Raw genomic sequence first — 14,612 nt, 5'->3', positions numbered from 1 at the left:
ACCCCCGCCTAGATGTGCCGCGCAGCCCGGCTACCGCCATATGTTGTGTTTCAGGCCTACTGCGTCACCGCCAGAACACTATTATGTGGCAGTTTTACATCAACTTGCGGCGGCGTGTCACCTGAATATCGAGGTCGGTGATCTTCTTTCTGAGCGTATTTCGATTAATGCCCAGCAAATCCGCGCACTTGGCCTGATTTCCACCGGTCGCTTCCAACGCGATTTCGATCATCGGAGCCTCGATCTCGCGCAAGATTCGCGGATAGAGGCCCGGTGGCGGCAGCATCGTGCCGTGCAAATCGAAATACCGGCGCAGATGGCGGGCGACCGACGTGCTGAGTTTTTCACTGTCACCACCGCGCAGGACGGGGCCGGTTTCCGGCTGGTTGCCCAGAACGTTCTCGACTTCGGCGCGCGTGATTTCGTCAGCGCGGGAGGTCAGGCTCAAACGGCGGACCACGTTTTCCAACTGCCGCACGTTGCCGGGCCAACTGTAGGCGCGGAACAGGTCGGCGGCGTCTTCGGACAGAAACCGCTTGGCCCCGCCGTCGCGTTCGGCACGGGCAAGGAAATGTTCGCACAAGAGCGCAATGTCATCGACCCGTTCGCGCAAGGACGGCACCGAGATTGTGGCCCCGCTGATGCGGTAATACAGGTCTTCGCGCACACCGCTGTCCGCGATGCCCTGTCCCGGATCGGACTGGCTGGTGGCGATGAAGCGGGGCACATGTTCGCCGGGTCCGTCCATCATGCGTACGATGCGGGCCTGCACCTCGTCCGGGACATCGGCCAGTTCGTCGATCAGAAGCGTACCGCCGCGTACCCGGGCGAGTATGCGCGCCGGGCCTTCGATATCGGAAAGGTCACTGGCCGTGACCGTGATGAACGGCAAGGATCGGCGGTCGGAAAAGTCGTGCAGCGCGCGGGCGATCAGCGATTTGCCGGTGCCGGATTCGCCGCAGATCAGCACAGGCAGATCGGTGTTCATCACCTTGGCGACCAGACGGTAGAGCGCCTGCATCGCGGGTGTCTTGCCGATCAGCGGCAGATCGTCAGGCGCATCGTCGATCACCCGGTCGGGCGAAGGTCGGGATACCCGGCTGCGGGAATCGAGCGCCTTGGCTGTGCGCTTCATCAGATCCGGCAGGTCGAACGGTTTGGGTAGATAGTCATACGCCTCGGCCTCGGCGGCCTGAATGGCGGTCATGATCGTGTTCTGCGCCGAAATCACGATGACCGGCAGATCGGGGCGGTCCTGGCTGATCTTGGGCAGCATCTCGAGCCCATTGCCGTCGGGCATGATCACGTCCGAAATCACCACGTCGCCTTTGCCTTCGGCCACCCAGCGCATCAGCGTGGTCAGCGACGAGGTCGCGTGCACCTTGCACCCGGCCCGCGTCAGGGCCTGTGTCAGAACCGTGCGGATCGTGCGATCATCATCCGCGACAAGTACCGTACCATCCATCAGTTAGACTCCTTTTGTTTTCGCGGTGCCTGCGGCAGCGAAATGCGAAAGCGGGTTTTTCCGGGAACGCTGTCAACAGCGACCCATCCGTCGTGATCCGAGATGATCTTGCTTACCAGTGCGAGGCCAAGGCCGGTGCCGTTTTCACGCCCCGAGACGAAGGGATCGAACACGTCACCCCTGATGTCAGGCGGCAGGCCGGGGCCGTCGTCGATCACCTCGACCTGAAGCGGCAGGGACTGGCCGGTGCCATCGGCACGACGCAGGCTGTAGCTGTGTTCGTAATAGGTGTGCAGGCGAATGGTGCCGCCTGTTTTGGGGTCTGCCGCCTCGGACGCGTTCTTGATGAGGTTCAGGACCACCTGAAGCAATTGGTCCGCATCCCCCAAGGCCAGCGGCAGCGAGGGGTCGTAATCCTCTATGATCTTCATATGCGCGCCAAAGCCCAGCAAAGCCGAGCGACGGGCGCGGTCGAGCACATCGTGCAGGTTGACCGGCTTGCGTTCGGGTGCCGAGAGGTTGCCGAATTGCTCGACCTGTTCCAGCAGCTTCACGATCCGGCGGGTTTCGGCCACGATGAGATCAGTCAGTTCCAGATCCCCATTGCTGAGGTTCATGCTCAGAAGCTGCGCCGCTCCTGTGATGCCGGCCAACGGGTTCTTGATTTCATGTGCCAGCATCTCGGCCATGCCGATGGCGGATTTGGCAGCGGATTTGACGGACTGGCTCTGGTTCACGCGGCCCGCCAATTCGCGCGGGCTGATGAGCAGGATCATGCAGCCTTCCATGCCTTGTACCGGCGCGAATTGCAGGTTGCAGACCAGCGGCGGACGGTTGCCCGTGCCAACATCCACATCATTGACGAAAAGCGGTGTACCGTTCGCCCGGGCACGGACCAGACTGTTTTCCATCGGCGCATCGACGGTCAGGCGGTCCCAGATGGGCTGGCCCTTCAACCATTTGGCCGAGTTGTTCATGAACCCTTCAGCCGCGGGGTTCATGTCAAAGATGTTTTCATCGCTGTCGATGATGATCGCGGGAACAGGCAGAGACGACCAGATCAGCCGCTCATCCACCATTTCGACATCATCGGACCCGTGCTCGCTCATGCAGCTTGCCTCACATCGGTCAAAAGCGCGTCCGGCAAGGCAGAGAGGACGTCTTTCGCGGCTTTGGCGGTCAGGATCGACTTGCGCAGGGTCGGCACGGTTCCCGCGTCGTCCATGTACCAGCCCAGATGTTTTCGCGCGACGCGGTTGCCCAGATCAACGCCGTAGAAATCAAGCATCGCTTCGTAGTGACCGGCCACCATGTCCACGAGCGCGTGGCCTTTGGGGATGTCTGGCTTGGGTGTGCCAAAGATGTCCCCCGCGATCTGCGCCAAAACCCAAGGTTTGCCCTGCGCCCCGCGTCCGACCATCACACCGTCGGCGCCGCTTTGCGCAAGCGCTTTGCGCGCCGTGGCGGTGTCAACGATATCGCCATTGGCGATGACCGGGATCGACACCGCGTCCTTGATATGCCGGATGGCGGCCCAGTCTGCGTGACCCTTGTAGAACTGACAACGGGTGCGGCCGTGAATGACGATCATCGCGATTCCCAACGCTTCGGCGCGCTGTGCCAGTTCGGCGGCGTTGTGCGTTGCGTCGTCCCACCCCAACCGCGTTTTGAGAGTGACAGGAACATTCACGGCACCTACCACTGCCTCGATCAGTCGACAGGCGTGGTCGAGATCGCGCAGCAGGGCAGATCCGGAATACCCGCCGACAACCTTTTTCGCCGGGCAGCCCATGTTGATGTCGATCACCTGCGCGCCCATGCCTTCGACCATGCGGGCCGCTTCGGCCATCGCTTCGGGTGTCCGGCCGGCAAGCTGCACCGAGGTGTTGGCGATCCCTGCCCCCAGTTCCGCCTTTTCGCGCGATCCGGGGCGCGCCGTCAGGAATTCACCGCTGGCGATCATCTCGGAGACAACGCGCCCGGCCCCGAAACGCGACACCAGCGTTCGGAACGGCAAATCAGTGATGCCGGCAAGCGGGGCCAGCATCACGGGAGGCGAAATCAGGTTTAGTGGAACCGACGGTGTCACCGCTGCAATCCTTGATTGATGAATTTGAGCTACGCTGTGGTCGCATGCCATTCAATGATAATAGCCTGAAAAACAGACCAACAAAACGCACATGCCTAATTATTGTGCAGGGCAGCCGGGGAGATTGCACAGGCTCAGGACAAACCTTAGACAAGCCATAACACTTCAAGGGATGTGCAAATGAGAGTGCGGCTTGGCAATGGGTATGACGTTCACAAGTTCGGGGCGGGCGATCACGTTTTCCTGTGCGGTGTAAAAGTTCCGCATGATCATGGGCTTATGGGCCATTCCGATGCGGATGTCGGGATGCACGCGATCACCGATGCGATCTATGGCGCGTTGGCGGCGGGTGACATCGGGCGTCACTTCCCCCCTTCGGACCCGCAGTGGAAAGGCGCGGCGAGCGAGATCTTCCTCAAACACGCGGTGCAGATGGCGCGGGATGCGGGATTCGTGATCAGCAACGTGGATTGCACGCTGGTCTGCGAATTCCCCAAGATCGGGCCCCATGCCGACGCGATGCGCGCGGCGTTGGCCGACATCATGGATCTGCCGGTCGCGGATATTTCGGTCAAGGCCACAACATCCGAGAAACTGGGCTTCACCGGGCGCGGCGAAGAAATCGCGGCGCTGGCAACGGCCGCACTGGTGTCGGCATGAACAAGCTGATCGCGACCTTCTTTGGTGTTGGGTATCTCAAGCCCGCCCCCGGCACGTGGGGGTCCTTGGCCGCCCTGCCCGTCGCTTACGCGGTTCTGTCGATCGGCGGGTTCTGGCTTTTGGTGAACCTGACCTTCTTTGTCTTCATGTCCGGCTGGATCGCGACGCGCGAGATCACCAAAGAGCAAGAGGATCACGACCCGTCCTATATCGTCGTGGACGAGGTGGTCGGCCAGTGGATTGCTCTGTTTCCAGTGGCTTACGGGGCGTCGCGCATGTCGGCGGACCTGCTGGCGCTGTACCCTGGCTGGATCGCCGCCTTCGTGCTGTTCCGGCTGTTCGACATCTGGAAGCCTTGGCTGGTGGGACGGGCCGATGCCCGCGGCGACGCGTTGGGTGTGATGCTGGACGACGTGATCGCGGGTGTGTTCGCAGCCATCGGTGTGGCGGCCTTGGCGGCGCTGTTCCATCTGGTGCTGATGTGACCTTGGCTTTGGCGGAAGAGCTGTTGCAGCTAGCCGATGCGGCTGGCGTAACCGTGACGGCCGCCGAAAGCTGCACAGGCGGCATGGTCGCAGCCGCGATCACCGATGTGGCCGGGTCGTCAGCGGTGTTCGAGCGGGGATTCGTGACCTACTCGAACCAAGCGAAAGTCGAGATGCTGGGTGTGTCGCCCGCCACTTTGGATGCCCATGGCGCGGTGTCTGAAGAGGTTGCGCGGGAAATGGCGCTGGGGGCGTTGGCTGCGGCCCGGGCCGATGTGGCGGTGTCGATCAGCGGAATTGCGGGACCCGGCGGATCGGAGTTCAAACCCGAGGGACGCGTCTGTTTCGGGCTGGCGACGACGCAGGGCGTCCAGACGAAAACCATCGACTTCGGCGCGCTTGGCCGGGCCAATGTCCGGGCGGCTGCAAGGGACGAGGCACTGTCTTTGTTGGTCGCAGCGCTGCGCAGGTTGTGACGCTTTATTGCGCAAACGCCCTCCTTTTTGCACAATATTTAAACAAAACCATGTCTGCATGAATTTCGGGCAGTGCGTTTGCAGTTTTGCCTCTTTTTTCCGCGAACCTGATCCGCTTTGACCACGCGCAACAACGCCAAATCAAAGGATGGGACAGATGAACGGAGCCGATACGGCCTGGATAATCGTGGCAACAGCGCTTGTGCTCTTCATGACGCTACCGGGGCTTGCCCTGTTTTATGGTGGGCTGGTGCGCGCGCGAAATGTGCTGAGCGTGTTCATGCATTGCTATGCAATTGCCTGTTTGATGAGCGTTCTGTGGCTCGCCCTCGGGTATTCCATCGCGTTTGGTGATGGCAACGCCTATTGGGGCGGCTTGGGCAAGATGTTCCTGATGGGCGTCGGAACTGACGATCTGTCAGGCACGTTGCCTGAGGTTCTGTTCTTCGCCTTCCAGATGACCTTCGCCATTATCACCCCTGCCCTGATCGTTGGTGCCTATGTCGAACGTGTGGGCTTTGGCTTTGTGCTGCTCTTCTCGGCGCTGTGGATGCTGCTGTGCTACGCACCGGTGGTGCATTGGGTCTGGGGCGGCGGGTTTCTGGCCGATGGTGGCATCTTTGGCGAAACCGGCGTGCGCGATTTTGCAGGTGGCATCGTGGTTCACGAAACTGCGGGCATCGCCGCGCTGATCATCGCAGTGTTCCTTGGGCCGCGCAAGAATCGCGTCACCCCGCCCCACAATCCCGGCTATGTGATGCTGGGTGCAGCAATGCTCTGGGTCGGCTGGTTCGGCTTCAATGGCGGGTCGCAATTGGCTGCAGATGGCGGTGCCGCGATGGCACTGACGGTCACGCATATCTCGGCTGCGACTGCGTCGCTGACATGGGCGCTTTGGGAAAAGGTGAAGTTCGGAAAGGCGTCACTAGTGGGCATGGTCACCGGCACGATCGCGGGGCTTGCCTCTATCACCCCGGCTTCGGGCTTTGTCGGCCCGATTGAGGCGCTGATCATCGGGGCCATCGCGGGTGTGCTGTGTCAGGAAGCCGTGAACGTGATCCGCAACATGCTAAAGATCGACGACACGCTGGATGTGTTCGCAGTCCACGGCGTGGGCGGCATCTTTGGCACGATCATGATCGCCGTCTTCGGCGCAGGCAGCTTTGCCGCGCAGTTGGGGTCATTGGCGATTGTCGGGGTGTTCACCGTGGTGGTGACGGTAGTTCTCGTGCTGGTGGTCAAAGCCATCACGCCGCTGCGGGTCGATGCGGAGACCGAGAATTCGGGGCTCGACATCATGGTTCACGGCGAACGGGCATACGACCACGCCTCCTGATTTCAGCATGAACATCAAAACGGAAAGCGGGCCTCACAGCCCGCTTTTTGCGTTTCAGCTGTAAAGCTCTGCCGCGCGACGCTCAAAGGCGCGGACGATGCGTTGCATGGCTTCGTAAAAGAACATGCCTGCCGCGCCCTGCAGGATGCGGTTCTTGAATTCGAAATCGACGAAGAACGTCACTTCGACACCCCCATCCACATCCTTGAACGCCCAGTTCGAATGCATGTGGCGGAACGGGCCATCCAGATATTCGGTGTCGATCTTCTGTTGTTCGGGCCAGAGAACCACGCGGCTGCCAAAGCGTTCGCGGAACACTTTGAAGCTGATCACCAGATCCGCCAGCATTTCCTCGTGATCGCCCCGATCCTCGCGCGAGCGGATTCGCGCGGCGGCAGTCCAAGGCAGAAACTTCGGGTAATTCGCCACGTCCGCGACCAGATCGTACATCTGTTGCGCCGTGTACGGCAGGGTGCGGGTTTCGGAATGTGTGGGCATCTGCTCTTTTGTTTTGACCGTGACAGTGGCGGGGGATGTCGTATTGTGCGCGCGAAAAATCAAGGGAAACCTATGTCAGAGCGTCCATATGTCATCGACGAAATGATCTCGGCCAAGGCCATTGCCGCCCGGATCGAGGAATTGTCACACGCCATCAAGGAAGAATTCCGCGACACCAACAAGCTGGTGGTCGTCGGTCTGCTGCGCGGCAGTTTCGTGTTCATCGCTGATCTGGTGCGCGAACTGGACCTGCCGGTCGAGGTCGATTTCCTTGAGGCGTCGTCTTATGGCGATGCGATGGAATCAAGCCGCGAGGTGCGGATTCTCAAAGACCTGCGTGGCCAGATCGAAGGGCGGGATGTGCTGGTGGTCGAAGACATCGTCGACACCGGACATACGCTGAAACACGTGGTGGGGCTGCTCGAATCGCGCAATCCGGGGCGGTTGCGGACGATTGCCCTGCTCGACAAGCCGTCTCGACGCGAAGCTGATGTGGCGGCCGATTGGATCGGGTTTTCGATCCCGGATGAATTCGTGGTCGGCTATGGCATCGATTACGCACAGCGCAATCGCAACCTGCCCTATATCGGGAAGGTGCGGTTTCCCGAGGCGTGAACTGGCAACATCTTTTGCGGATGGCACGCTGGGCGCGCAACCCGCCCAGCCCGGCGCGCGTGAAGCTTGTATGCGCGGTGATTGCCGTTTGTCTTGTGCTGTTTGCCATCGAAACATGGGTCGGCTGGCCAGACTGGATGTCGCTAGAGGCCGAACGTGTGCCGAACCGGGTTCTGCGCTAACGCCCGCCCGAGGCCTTTGGGACAGAGACAGTTTCGCCCGCAATCGCCGGGATGTGAGGCTGGAGCAGTTTCTCCATCGCGTCCATCAACCTTTGAAGGCGTTCGCTGCCCGCCAGATCGCGATGGCATGCGACCCAGACCGGAACATGGAAATCCGGAGCCACGCTGTCTACGCGGACAAGGTCAGGCGCGGCGTCGCCAAGCAGACAAGGCAGGATTGTCTGAGCATTGCTTTTCGCGGTCATCTGCGCCAGCAGGCAAAAACTGTCGGCATTTCCGACAATCTCGGACGGATTTATTTCGCGGGTCAGCCATTGCGCCGGGCCGGATCGCTCCAAGGCACCTGACATGCCCAGCCATCCCTGCGCCTCACGCCGGTTGGCCTTGGCATAAACGCTGAAGCGCATCTCGGTCAGTTTGCGGCCGATCAGATCGTCCGGCAACACCATCGCTGGCCGCAAGGCGACATCCGCATGCAGCCGCGCCATGTCGAGATGCGCATTCGAGCACAGGTAGCCAAGGCGATCCGGCAGCATGCGGCGGGCCAACGCCGGATAGATCCATGCCAGTACGGTCTGACAGAACGTGTCTGTCGACGTGATGCGCAGCATCTTGCCGACCTGATTGGTATTGCCCTGCATCAGAGCTTCGGCCGTGCTGACATGCTGGGCCGCAAGACGCGCCGCCTCGATCACCGGGGCGCGGCTCGGGCGCAACCGGTAGCCGCTGCGGTCCCGTTCAAACACCGGCCCTCCACAAGTCTCCTCGAAAGATGCGATACGGCGCAGAACGGTGGCGTGATTGACGCCCAGCACTTTGGCCGCTGCGTTCACTGACCCTGTGTCAGCGACCGCAAGAACGTATCTCAGATCATCCCAGTTGAGCTTGTGCATGAATGCCGACCCCTTTTGCATTTTCTAACAATTAATTTGTCACATACGCGAGGCATACTGTGACTTGGGTCATTCAAATTTCAGGGAGTATGAATTGATGAAGAAGCACCTCACTTTCGCCGTTGCGTTCGCTGCATTGGCGTGCGGGACCGCTGCTTACGCGCAGAGCGACTTCTCCGGTCAGCTGAAGGCGCGTCAGGGCCAGTTCCGGATCATGGCAATCAACCTCGGCATCATCGGTGACATGGCGCAAGGCAAGAGCGAGTATAATGCAGAAGCCGCTCAAGCTGCTGCAGACACGCTTGTGGCCGTGTCGATGATCCAGCAGGCCCCGATGTGGCCGGCAGGTTCGGACAACATGGCAACTGAAGGCACCCGTGCACAGCCGAATATCTGGGAGCAGAATGACGACTTCCTCGCCAAATGGGGCGATTTCGGAACCGCCGCGAAAGCCATTCAGGCCGCCGCAGCGGGTGGTGTTGAAGGCCTTGGTCCTGTGATGGGGCAAGTCGGGGGCGCTTGCAAAGCCTGTCACGACACCTACCGCGCTCCGGCGAACTGATCTGTATCGATGCGGCGTGGATTGAGTCTAGGAGCTATGGGGCTTGCTGCCCTTGCGGCAGCAGCGTTTTTTGTAACGGGTGCCACGCCCATCGACGACAGCCCTTTGGCCGGACGCGACAGCGATCCGGCCAAAGGTGAAACCGTATTCATCGCTTCTGGCTGCGCGTCCTGCCACGCCGCGCCCGACGCGAAAGGTGACGCCAAGCTGATCCTTGCTGGCGGACAAAGGTTCGAATCCGATTTCGGGACCTTCATCGCGCCCAACATTTCCCCCCATCCAGACGCCGGGATCGGAAGCTGGACGCTTGGTGAATTTGCCAGTGCCGTGAAAAAGGGCGTGTCGCCCGAGGGGCAGCATTATTACCCGGCTTTCCCCTACGGATCGTATTTGCACATGGACGATCAGGATGTGGTCGATCTTTGGGCTTATTGGCAAACCTTGCCTGCCGACGCGACGCCCAGCCAACCTCACGAGGTCGGCTTTCCGTTCAACATCCGCCGGTCGGTTGGCGTGTGGAAACTGCTTTATCTGGATGACACATGGGTGGTGCAGATAGCGGACACGCCTGAACTGGAGCGTGGGCGCTATCTGGTCGAGGCGTTGGCCCATTGCGGCGAATGCCACACCCCGCGCGATGCCTTGGGCGGCATGAACCGCGCGAATTGGCTGGGAGGCGCACCGAACCCAACCGGGCGCGGGAATATCCCGTCGCTGCGGCCCGCTGATCTGACTTGGGAGCCGACCGAAATCGCCTATTATCTGGAAACCGGCTTTACGCCGGATTTCGACAGCGCAGGTGGTCACATGGTGGCGGTGATCGAGAATTTCGCCAAACTGCCCGCCAGCGACCGCCAGGCAGTTGCAGCTTATCTGAAGGCCCTGCCCTGACCTAAGTCAGCGACCAAGGTCGATCAGACCTTGGCCAGCTTTGCTTCGCGATTGGCGCGCAGGCGCGCGAAATCATCCCCGGCGTGATACGACGACCTTGTGAGCGGGGTTGCCGACACCATCAGGAAGCCTTTGCCGTAAGCGGCCTTTTCATAGCCTGCGAATTCCTCAGGGGTGACAAACCGGTCTACCGCATGGTGCTTCGGTGTCGGTTGCAGGTATTGGCCAATGGTCAGGAAATCGATGTCCGCCGCGCGCATGTCATCCATCACCTGCATCACGGACTGACGGTTTTCTCCAAGGCCCACCATGATGCCCGACTTGGTAAAGATCGACGGGTCGATCTCTTTCACCCGCTGCAAGAGACGCAGGCTGTGGAAGTACCGCGCACCGGGGCGCACTTCGGGATAAAGGCCCGGCACGGTTTCAAGGTTGTGGTTGAACACGTCAGGACGCGCCGCCACGACGGTTTCCAACGCCTCAGGTCCACATTTCAGGAAATCCGGCGTCAGAATCTCAATCGTCGTATTGGGCGAGCGGTGCCGGATGGCGCGGATGGTCTGGGCAAAGTGCTCGGCCCCGCCATCGTCAAGATCGTCGCGATCCACCGAAGTGATGACGACGTGGTTCAGGCCCAGCTTTTGCACCGCATCCGCCACACGGCCCGGTTCGAACGCATCCAGCGTATCGGGACGCCCCGTGGCAATGTTGCAGAATGTGCAGCCGCGGGTGCAAATCTCGCCCATGATCATCATGGTGGCGTGCCCATGCGACCAGCATTCGCCCGCATTGGGACAGCCCGCCTCTTCGCAGACCGTGACCAGTTTGTGCTCGCGCATGATGCGACGGGTTTCGTTATACCCTTCGCCTCCGGGCGCTTTTACACGAATCCAGCTGGGTTTCTTTGGTTGCGCATTGTCCGGACGATGGGCTTTTTCCGGGTGGCGCTGTTCTGGTATCTTGAGGTCGCGCAACGGTTTTTCCCCGCTTAATCAGGTTTCGCATCCTCTAACATAAAAAGAAGCAGGAGGTAGTACCAGTGTTGCATAGCTGCGTTGCAGCTTCAAATTCCCAAAAGTAACGAGTACCTCCTGCACCTTTTATAACGGCCCCACCCAAAGCTGCTTTTAGCCCTCCATGTCCCTTTCGGGATGCAGACAAGGCTTAGCCAATCAGGATCCGCTGACTGGCACGAGTGCCGGAATAGAACAGGCTCAGCCGTTGCAACGCGATGCGCAGCACCACTTTGCCAGATCGGGCTGACCATCCCAGCCGTTTTTCCGTGGCTTCCAGCCCCTCGCGCAGACAGCAACAGCGCAGGACCACCTCGCTTAATCCAGGGCCCAGATCCTTGACGGCATCGAGCGTGCGGCAAACCGCTTCCGAACGACGCCGGTCTGTCATCTGTTGCGCCTTGTCGTAAAGCGGTTGCAGCGCTTCTGGCCGATCCCAGCCCAACAGGTCGGATTTCGCAAATCCCGCGATGGCGAAATCCTCATGCAGCCGGTCACCAGCCGCAACGAATTCCGAGGTGAGAAACGGTTTTCCGTCCGCCCCCCTGCGCCGGGCAAGCACGGAGAGCGGGCTTTCAGACCCGGGGCCGCCGGGTTGGGACCGATCCCGAGACCGGCGGTCCGTTTCGGCAACGGGCAGCAAGTCCACTTGGTCGCCTGTTGCCCGCGCGGCACGGGCGTCGCGGGCTGCAACTAGACGTGGCAGATAACTGCGCCCCTCATCCGTGATCCGGTATCGCTTGAGCGCCGATCTCCCGTCCTGCGCGACCCAATTGCGCAGCACAAGTGCGGCAGCCACATCCAGATCGACGGTCCCAAGAACGACCGTATCGCCTTCGCCCACGGTCTTGACGATGGCGGCGTGCTGGACGCCGTGGCGGTAGAGCATCATTGCACGGGAATGGCACAGAAGGCGCATCGCCTCGGTAACAGCATCCAATCCCGCAGGCGTGGTCTGACCCGCAAGGGTCTCCGCCCCTTCCCGAGCCAGCGCACGGTCGACCAAGGGGTCGTCCCGCAGCAATTCGAGTTTTCGCACCTGCCTCAGGATGGTGGACGGGTGGCACCCTGCTTCGCGGGCGATGTCTCGCAAAGGCCGCCCATCGGCGGTATGCGCCAGATAACGGCGCGCTTCCTCGGGAAACAGTGCGGTGAGCCCCATTGCTTGTTTGACGGTTTGCAAGTCAGTCATCGAATTCCCCCATTCAGACATGCGTTTGGAATAATCCACAGATTTATCCACAAACAAAAATCAACCTAAGAGTGCATTTGTTTCTGATTTGTTAACTTTTGCGCCTGCCAAAGCTTTTGTTTCCAAATGGTAAACAAATCGAAGGAGTGGCGTACGCCGTTCTTTTGATCGCGCAACACATCCTAAAGTTGTGCAATGGTTCCAGCGAAACCGCTCTCTGACTGCCAGTTAAAGGAACCGACCATGCTAGACCTGTTGTCCCAAATCTCGGCGCTGCGCCGCCCTCGATTGTTGATCCGCGCCGCGCGAATCGGTGCACAGACCTACCGCCGTGACGCGCGGCTGCCCCGGCTTTTGGGATATGGGGTGACCATGCGCCTAGGTCCGACGCTTCTTAAGCTGATGGCGTTGGAAGCCGAAATGAACGAGAAACGCGAAAGCGGCGATGCCGGGTACAGCATCGCCGCTCATGTCGATCTTCTGACCGCGATCATGGGGGAATCCCAGCTTCTGCGTGCTCAGACGCAGGCTGCCGGTCACATGCAGATCACATAAAGGCATCCGGCATCGACGCTTTCTTCTTGGCCACGTATTCAACCAACGCGTCGTGGATGCCCGCATCAAGCGGCGGCTGCTGATAGGTGTCGAGTTGACGCTTCACCCGTTCGGTGGCCAAGGCCATCGTGTCGCGCGCGCCTTCCTCGGACCATGTCTCGTAGGGTTTGAAGTCGAAAATCTCGGACCGCCAGAACGCGGACTTGAAATTTGCCTGCGTGTGGGCGCAGCCCAGATAGTGCCCGCCCGGCCCCACTTCGGCAATCGCACCCATGGCTTGTGAGTCTTCGTCGATGGCGACACCCTGCGCCATCTTGTGCAGCGCACCAAGCTGGTCGGCATCCATCACGAATTTCTCGAAGGACGACACCAGCCCGCCTTCCAGCCAACCACAGGCGTGCAGCATGAAGTTGACGCCTGACAGCAGGCCCATGTTGAGGCTGTTCGCGGTCTCGTATGCGGCCTGCGCGTCGGGCAGTTTCGATCCGGTAAAGCTGCCTGCCGAGCGGTACGGCAGGTTCATGCGGCGGGCCAATTGCCCGGCGCCATAGGTGATCTGGCTGGCTTCGGGCGTGCCGAAAGTGGGCGCGCCGGAGTTCATGTCAATCGAAGTCACGAAAGCCCCGAAGATCACCGGCGCACCGGGGCGCACGAGCTGGCTGTAGGCAATACCCGCCATGACTTCGGCAAGAACCTGCGTCAGCGTTCCCATCACCGACACTGGCGCCATGGCACCGCCGACGATGAAGGGGCTGACGATGCAAGCCTGATTGTTCTTGGCGTAAACCTCCAGCGCGCCCATCATCACGTCGTCGAACGTCATCGGCGAGTTGATGTTGATGAGCGACGTCATCACCGTGTTTTCCTGCACGAAGTCCTTGCCGAACAGGATCTCGCACATCTCGACGCTGTCCTGTGCGCGGCTGGGTTCGGTTACCGACCCCATGAACGGTTTGTCCGATAGGGTCATGTGTGCCAACAGCATATCGAGGTGACGCTTGTTCACCGGAATGTCTGTCGGTTCGCAGACTGTGCCGCCCGAATGGTGCAGCCATTTGGACATGTAGCCCAGCTTCACGAATTTCTCGAAATCGGCCATCGTCGCATAGCGGCGGCCGCCTTGGGCGTCATGCACGAAGGGAGGCCCATAGACCGGGGCCAGAACCAGATTGCGCCCGCCGATTTCGACGTTGCGGTTCGGATTGCGCGCATGCTGCGTGATGGTCGAGGGCGCTGTGCTGCACAGCTTGCGAGCAAGGCCACGCGGGATGCGCACACGTTCGCCGGTGATTTCCGCGCCCGCGTTGCGCCACAACTCCAGAGCACCGGGATTGTTGACGAAGTTCACACCGATCTCGGCCAGCACGGTTTCCGCGTTGGTTTCGATGATCTCAAGCGCTTCTTCTGTCAGGATCTCGAAATTCGGGATGTTGCGCTCGATGTACTTGGCCGTTTCGACAGAAACCGCCGTGCGCTCGGCGCGCCGTGCCGCACCGCCGCCACCGCGTGACCGTCTGCGTGTTTCTGCCTCTGCCATGATTCAACTCCGTGCGGGTTCTGTTGGGTCCGGCATGCCGCCGGTGGACACTCCATAATATGAGACCGAATGGCGTCAGGGACCGATTACGTCCTGTCCGTTGCGAAAGCGACATTCGCAGGGGTGCCGCCGGGGCAAAGCCATGCGCAAACCCGTGCATCGG

General features: G+C 60.5%; 16 protein-coding genes and 1 pseudogene. 9 read left to right on the top strand and 8 right to left on the bottom strand.

What is annotated here, in order from left to right; all coding sequences use genetic code 11:
• Positions 1-94: 94 nt before the first annotated feature.
• The 3 genes from ACMVPR_RS05110 to dusB are packed head-to-tail and all read right to left on the bottom strand — an operon-like array spanning position 95 to position 3,512.
• On the bottom strand, positions 95-1,465 hold the full coding sequence (locus ACMVPR_RS05110) for a response regulator (RefSeq protein ID WP_292264160.1): 1,371 nt from the start codon (positions 1,463-1,465) through the stop codon (positions 95-97).
• Positions 1,465-2,574, bottom strand: a complete 1,110-nt coding sequence (locus ACMVPR_RS05105; protein WP_416881981.1) for a two-component system sensor histidine kinase NtrB — start codon at positions 2,572-2,574, stop codon at positions 1,465-1,467. Before ACMVPR_RS05105 ends, ACMVPR_RS05110 begins: the two co-directional genes overlap by 1 nt.
• On the bottom strand, positions 2,571-3,512 hold the full coding sequence (dusB, locus tag ACMVPR_RS05100; protein ID WP_416884618.1) for a tRNA dihydrouridine synthase DusB: 942 nt from the start codon (positions 3,510-3,512) through the stop codon (positions 2,571-2,573). The genes ACMVPR_RS05105 and dusB overlap by 4 nt, the downstream gene beginning before the upstream one ends.
• 228 nt (positions 3,513-3,740) lie before the next feature.
• Here dusB and ispF point away from each other — a divergent pair.
• The 4 genes and pseudogenes from ispF to ACMVPR_RS05080 form a co-directional block, all read left to right on the top strand.
• Positions 3,741-4,214, top strand: a pseudogene (gene ispF / locus ACMVPR_RS05095) (2-C-methyl-D-erythritol 2,4-cyclodiphosphate synthase); the annotation flags it as partial.
• Positions 4,211-4,699: a phosphatidylglycerophosphatase A gene (locus tag ACMVPR_RS05090; RefSeq protein WP_292264157.1), complete on the top strand. Its 489-nt coding sequence runs from the start codon at positions 4,211-4,213 to the stop codon at positions 4,697-4,699. The pseudogene ispF and the gene ACMVPR_RS05090, both read left to right, overlap by 4 nt.
• A 2-nt stretch (positions 4,700-4,701) precedes the next feature.
• The gene (locus ACMVPR_RS05085; protein ID WP_416884617.1) at positions 4,702-5,175 is read left to right on the top strand and encodes a CinA family protein; all 474 of its coding nucleotides are present in this window, start codon (positions 4,702-4,704) and stop codon (positions 5,173-5,175) included.
• A gap of 157 nt (positions 5,176-5,332) precedes the next feature.
• Positions 5,333-6,511 (top strand): ammonium transporter, encoded by a 1,179-nt coding sequence (locus ACMVPR_RS05080; protein WP_416881980.1) that lies wholly within the window; start codon positions 5,333-5,335, stop codon positions 6,509-6,511.
• A 54-nt stretch (positions 6,512-6,565) separates the two neighbouring features.
• Here the strand turns inward: ACMVPR_RS05080 and ACMVPR_RS05075 are convergent, their stop codons facing one another.
• On the bottom strand, positions 6,566-7,009 hold the full coding sequence (locus ACMVPR_RS05075; RefSeq protein WP_416881979.1) for a type II toxin-antitoxin system RatA family toxin: 444 nt from the start codon (positions 7,007-7,009) through the stop codon (positions 6,566-6,568).
• 72 nt (positions 7,010-7,081) lie between these two features.
• Here ACMVPR_RS05075 and hpt point away from each other — a divergent pair, with 72 nt between their 5' ends.
• Both hpt and ACMVPR_RS05065 read left to right on the top strand, forming a co-directional pair.
• The gene (gene hpt, locus ACMVPR_RS05070; protein ID WP_300586507.1) at positions 7,082-7,624 is read left to right on the top strand and encodes a hypoxanthine phosphoribosyltransferase; all 543 of its coding nucleotides are present in this window, start codon (positions 7,082-7,084) and stop codon (positions 7,622-7,624) included.
• On the top strand, positions 7,621-7,806 hold the full coding sequence (locus ACMVPR_RS05065) for a hypothetical protein (protein WP_416881978.1): 186 nt from the start codon (positions 7,621-7,623) through the stop codon (positions 7,804-7,806). The genes hpt and ACMVPR_RS05065 overlap by 4 nt, the downstream gene beginning before the upstream one ends.
• On the opposite strand, the gene ACMVPR_RS05060 is transcribed toward ACMVPR_RS05065, so the two are convergent.
• On the bottom strand, positions 7,803-8,699 hold the full coding sequence (locus ACMVPR_RS05060) for a LysR family transcriptional regulator (RefSeq protein ID WP_416881977.1): 897 nt from the start codon (positions 8,697-8,699) through the stop codon (positions 7,803-7,805). The two genes, ACMVPR_RS05065 and ACMVPR_RS05060, sit on opposite strands and share 4 nt — an antisense overlap.
• A gap of 97 nt (positions 8,700-8,796) precedes the next feature.
• On the opposite strand from ACMVPR_RS05060, the gene ACMVPR_RS05055 reads away from it, so the two are divergent.
• Together ACMVPR_RS05055 and ACMVPR_RS05050 are read left to right on the top strand one after the other, a co-directional pair.
• On the top strand, positions 8,797-9,261 hold the full coding sequence (locus ACMVPR_RS05055) for a c-type cytochrome (RefSeq protein WP_300586513.1): 465 nt from the start codon (positions 8,797-8,799) through the stop codon (positions 9,259-9,261).
• A gap of 9 nt (positions 9,262-9,270) precedes the next feature.
• The gene (locus ACMVPR_RS05050; protein WP_416881976.1) at positions 9,271-10,152 is read left to right on the top strand and encodes a c-type cytochrome; all 882 of its coding nucleotides are present in this window, start codon (positions 9,271-9,273) and stop codon (positions 10,150-10,152) included.
• A 23-nt stretch (positions 10,153-10,175) separates the two neighbouring features.
• Here ACMVPR_RS05050 and lipA read toward each other — a convergent pair whose 3' ends face one another.
• Positions 10,176-11,126 carry a lipoyl synthase gene (gene lipA, locus ACMVPR_RS05045; protein WP_416881975.1) on the bottom strand — a complete coding sequence of 317 codons (951 nt, stop codon included), beginning with the start codon at positions 11,124-11,126 and terminating at the stop codon, positions 10,176-10,178.
• Positions 11,127-11,316: 190 nt separating this feature from the next.
• The gene (locus tag ACMVPR_RS05040; protein ID WP_416881974.1) at positions 11,317-12,357 is read right to left on the bottom strand and encodes a DUF6456 domain-containing protein; all 1,041 of its coding nucleotides are present in this window, start codon (positions 12,355-12,357) and stop codon (positions 11,317-11,319) included.
• Between the two features lie 243 nt (positions 12,358-12,600).
• Between ACMVPR_RS05040 and ACMVPR_RS05035 the strand changes: the two genes are divergently transcribed.
• Positions 12,601-12,912: a DUF6477 family protein gene (locus tag ACMVPR_RS05035; RefSeq protein ID WP_416881973.1), complete on the top strand. Its 312-nt coding sequence runs from the start codon at positions 12,601-12,603 to the stop codon at positions 12,910-12,912.
• Here ACMVPR_RS05035 and ACMVPR_RS05030 read toward each other — a convergent pair.
• Positions 12,905-14,449: a trimethylamine methyltransferase family protein gene (locus tag ACMVPR_RS05030; protein WP_300586519.1), complete on the bottom strand. Its 1,545-nt coding sequence runs from the start codon at positions 14,447-14,449 to the stop codon at positions 12,905-12,907. The two genes, ACMVPR_RS05035 and ACMVPR_RS05030, sit on opposite strands and share 8 nt — an antisense overlap.
• Positions 14,450-14,612 lie beyond the last annotated feature (163 nt).

Origin of the sequence: Marivita sp., assembly GCF_048006345.1 — a bacterium.
Classification (GTDB): domain Bacteria; phylum Pseudomonadota; class Alphaproteobacteria; order Rhodobacterales; family Rhodobacteraceae; genus Marivita.
This window is presented reverse-complemented; position numbering and strand designations above follow the sequence as displayed.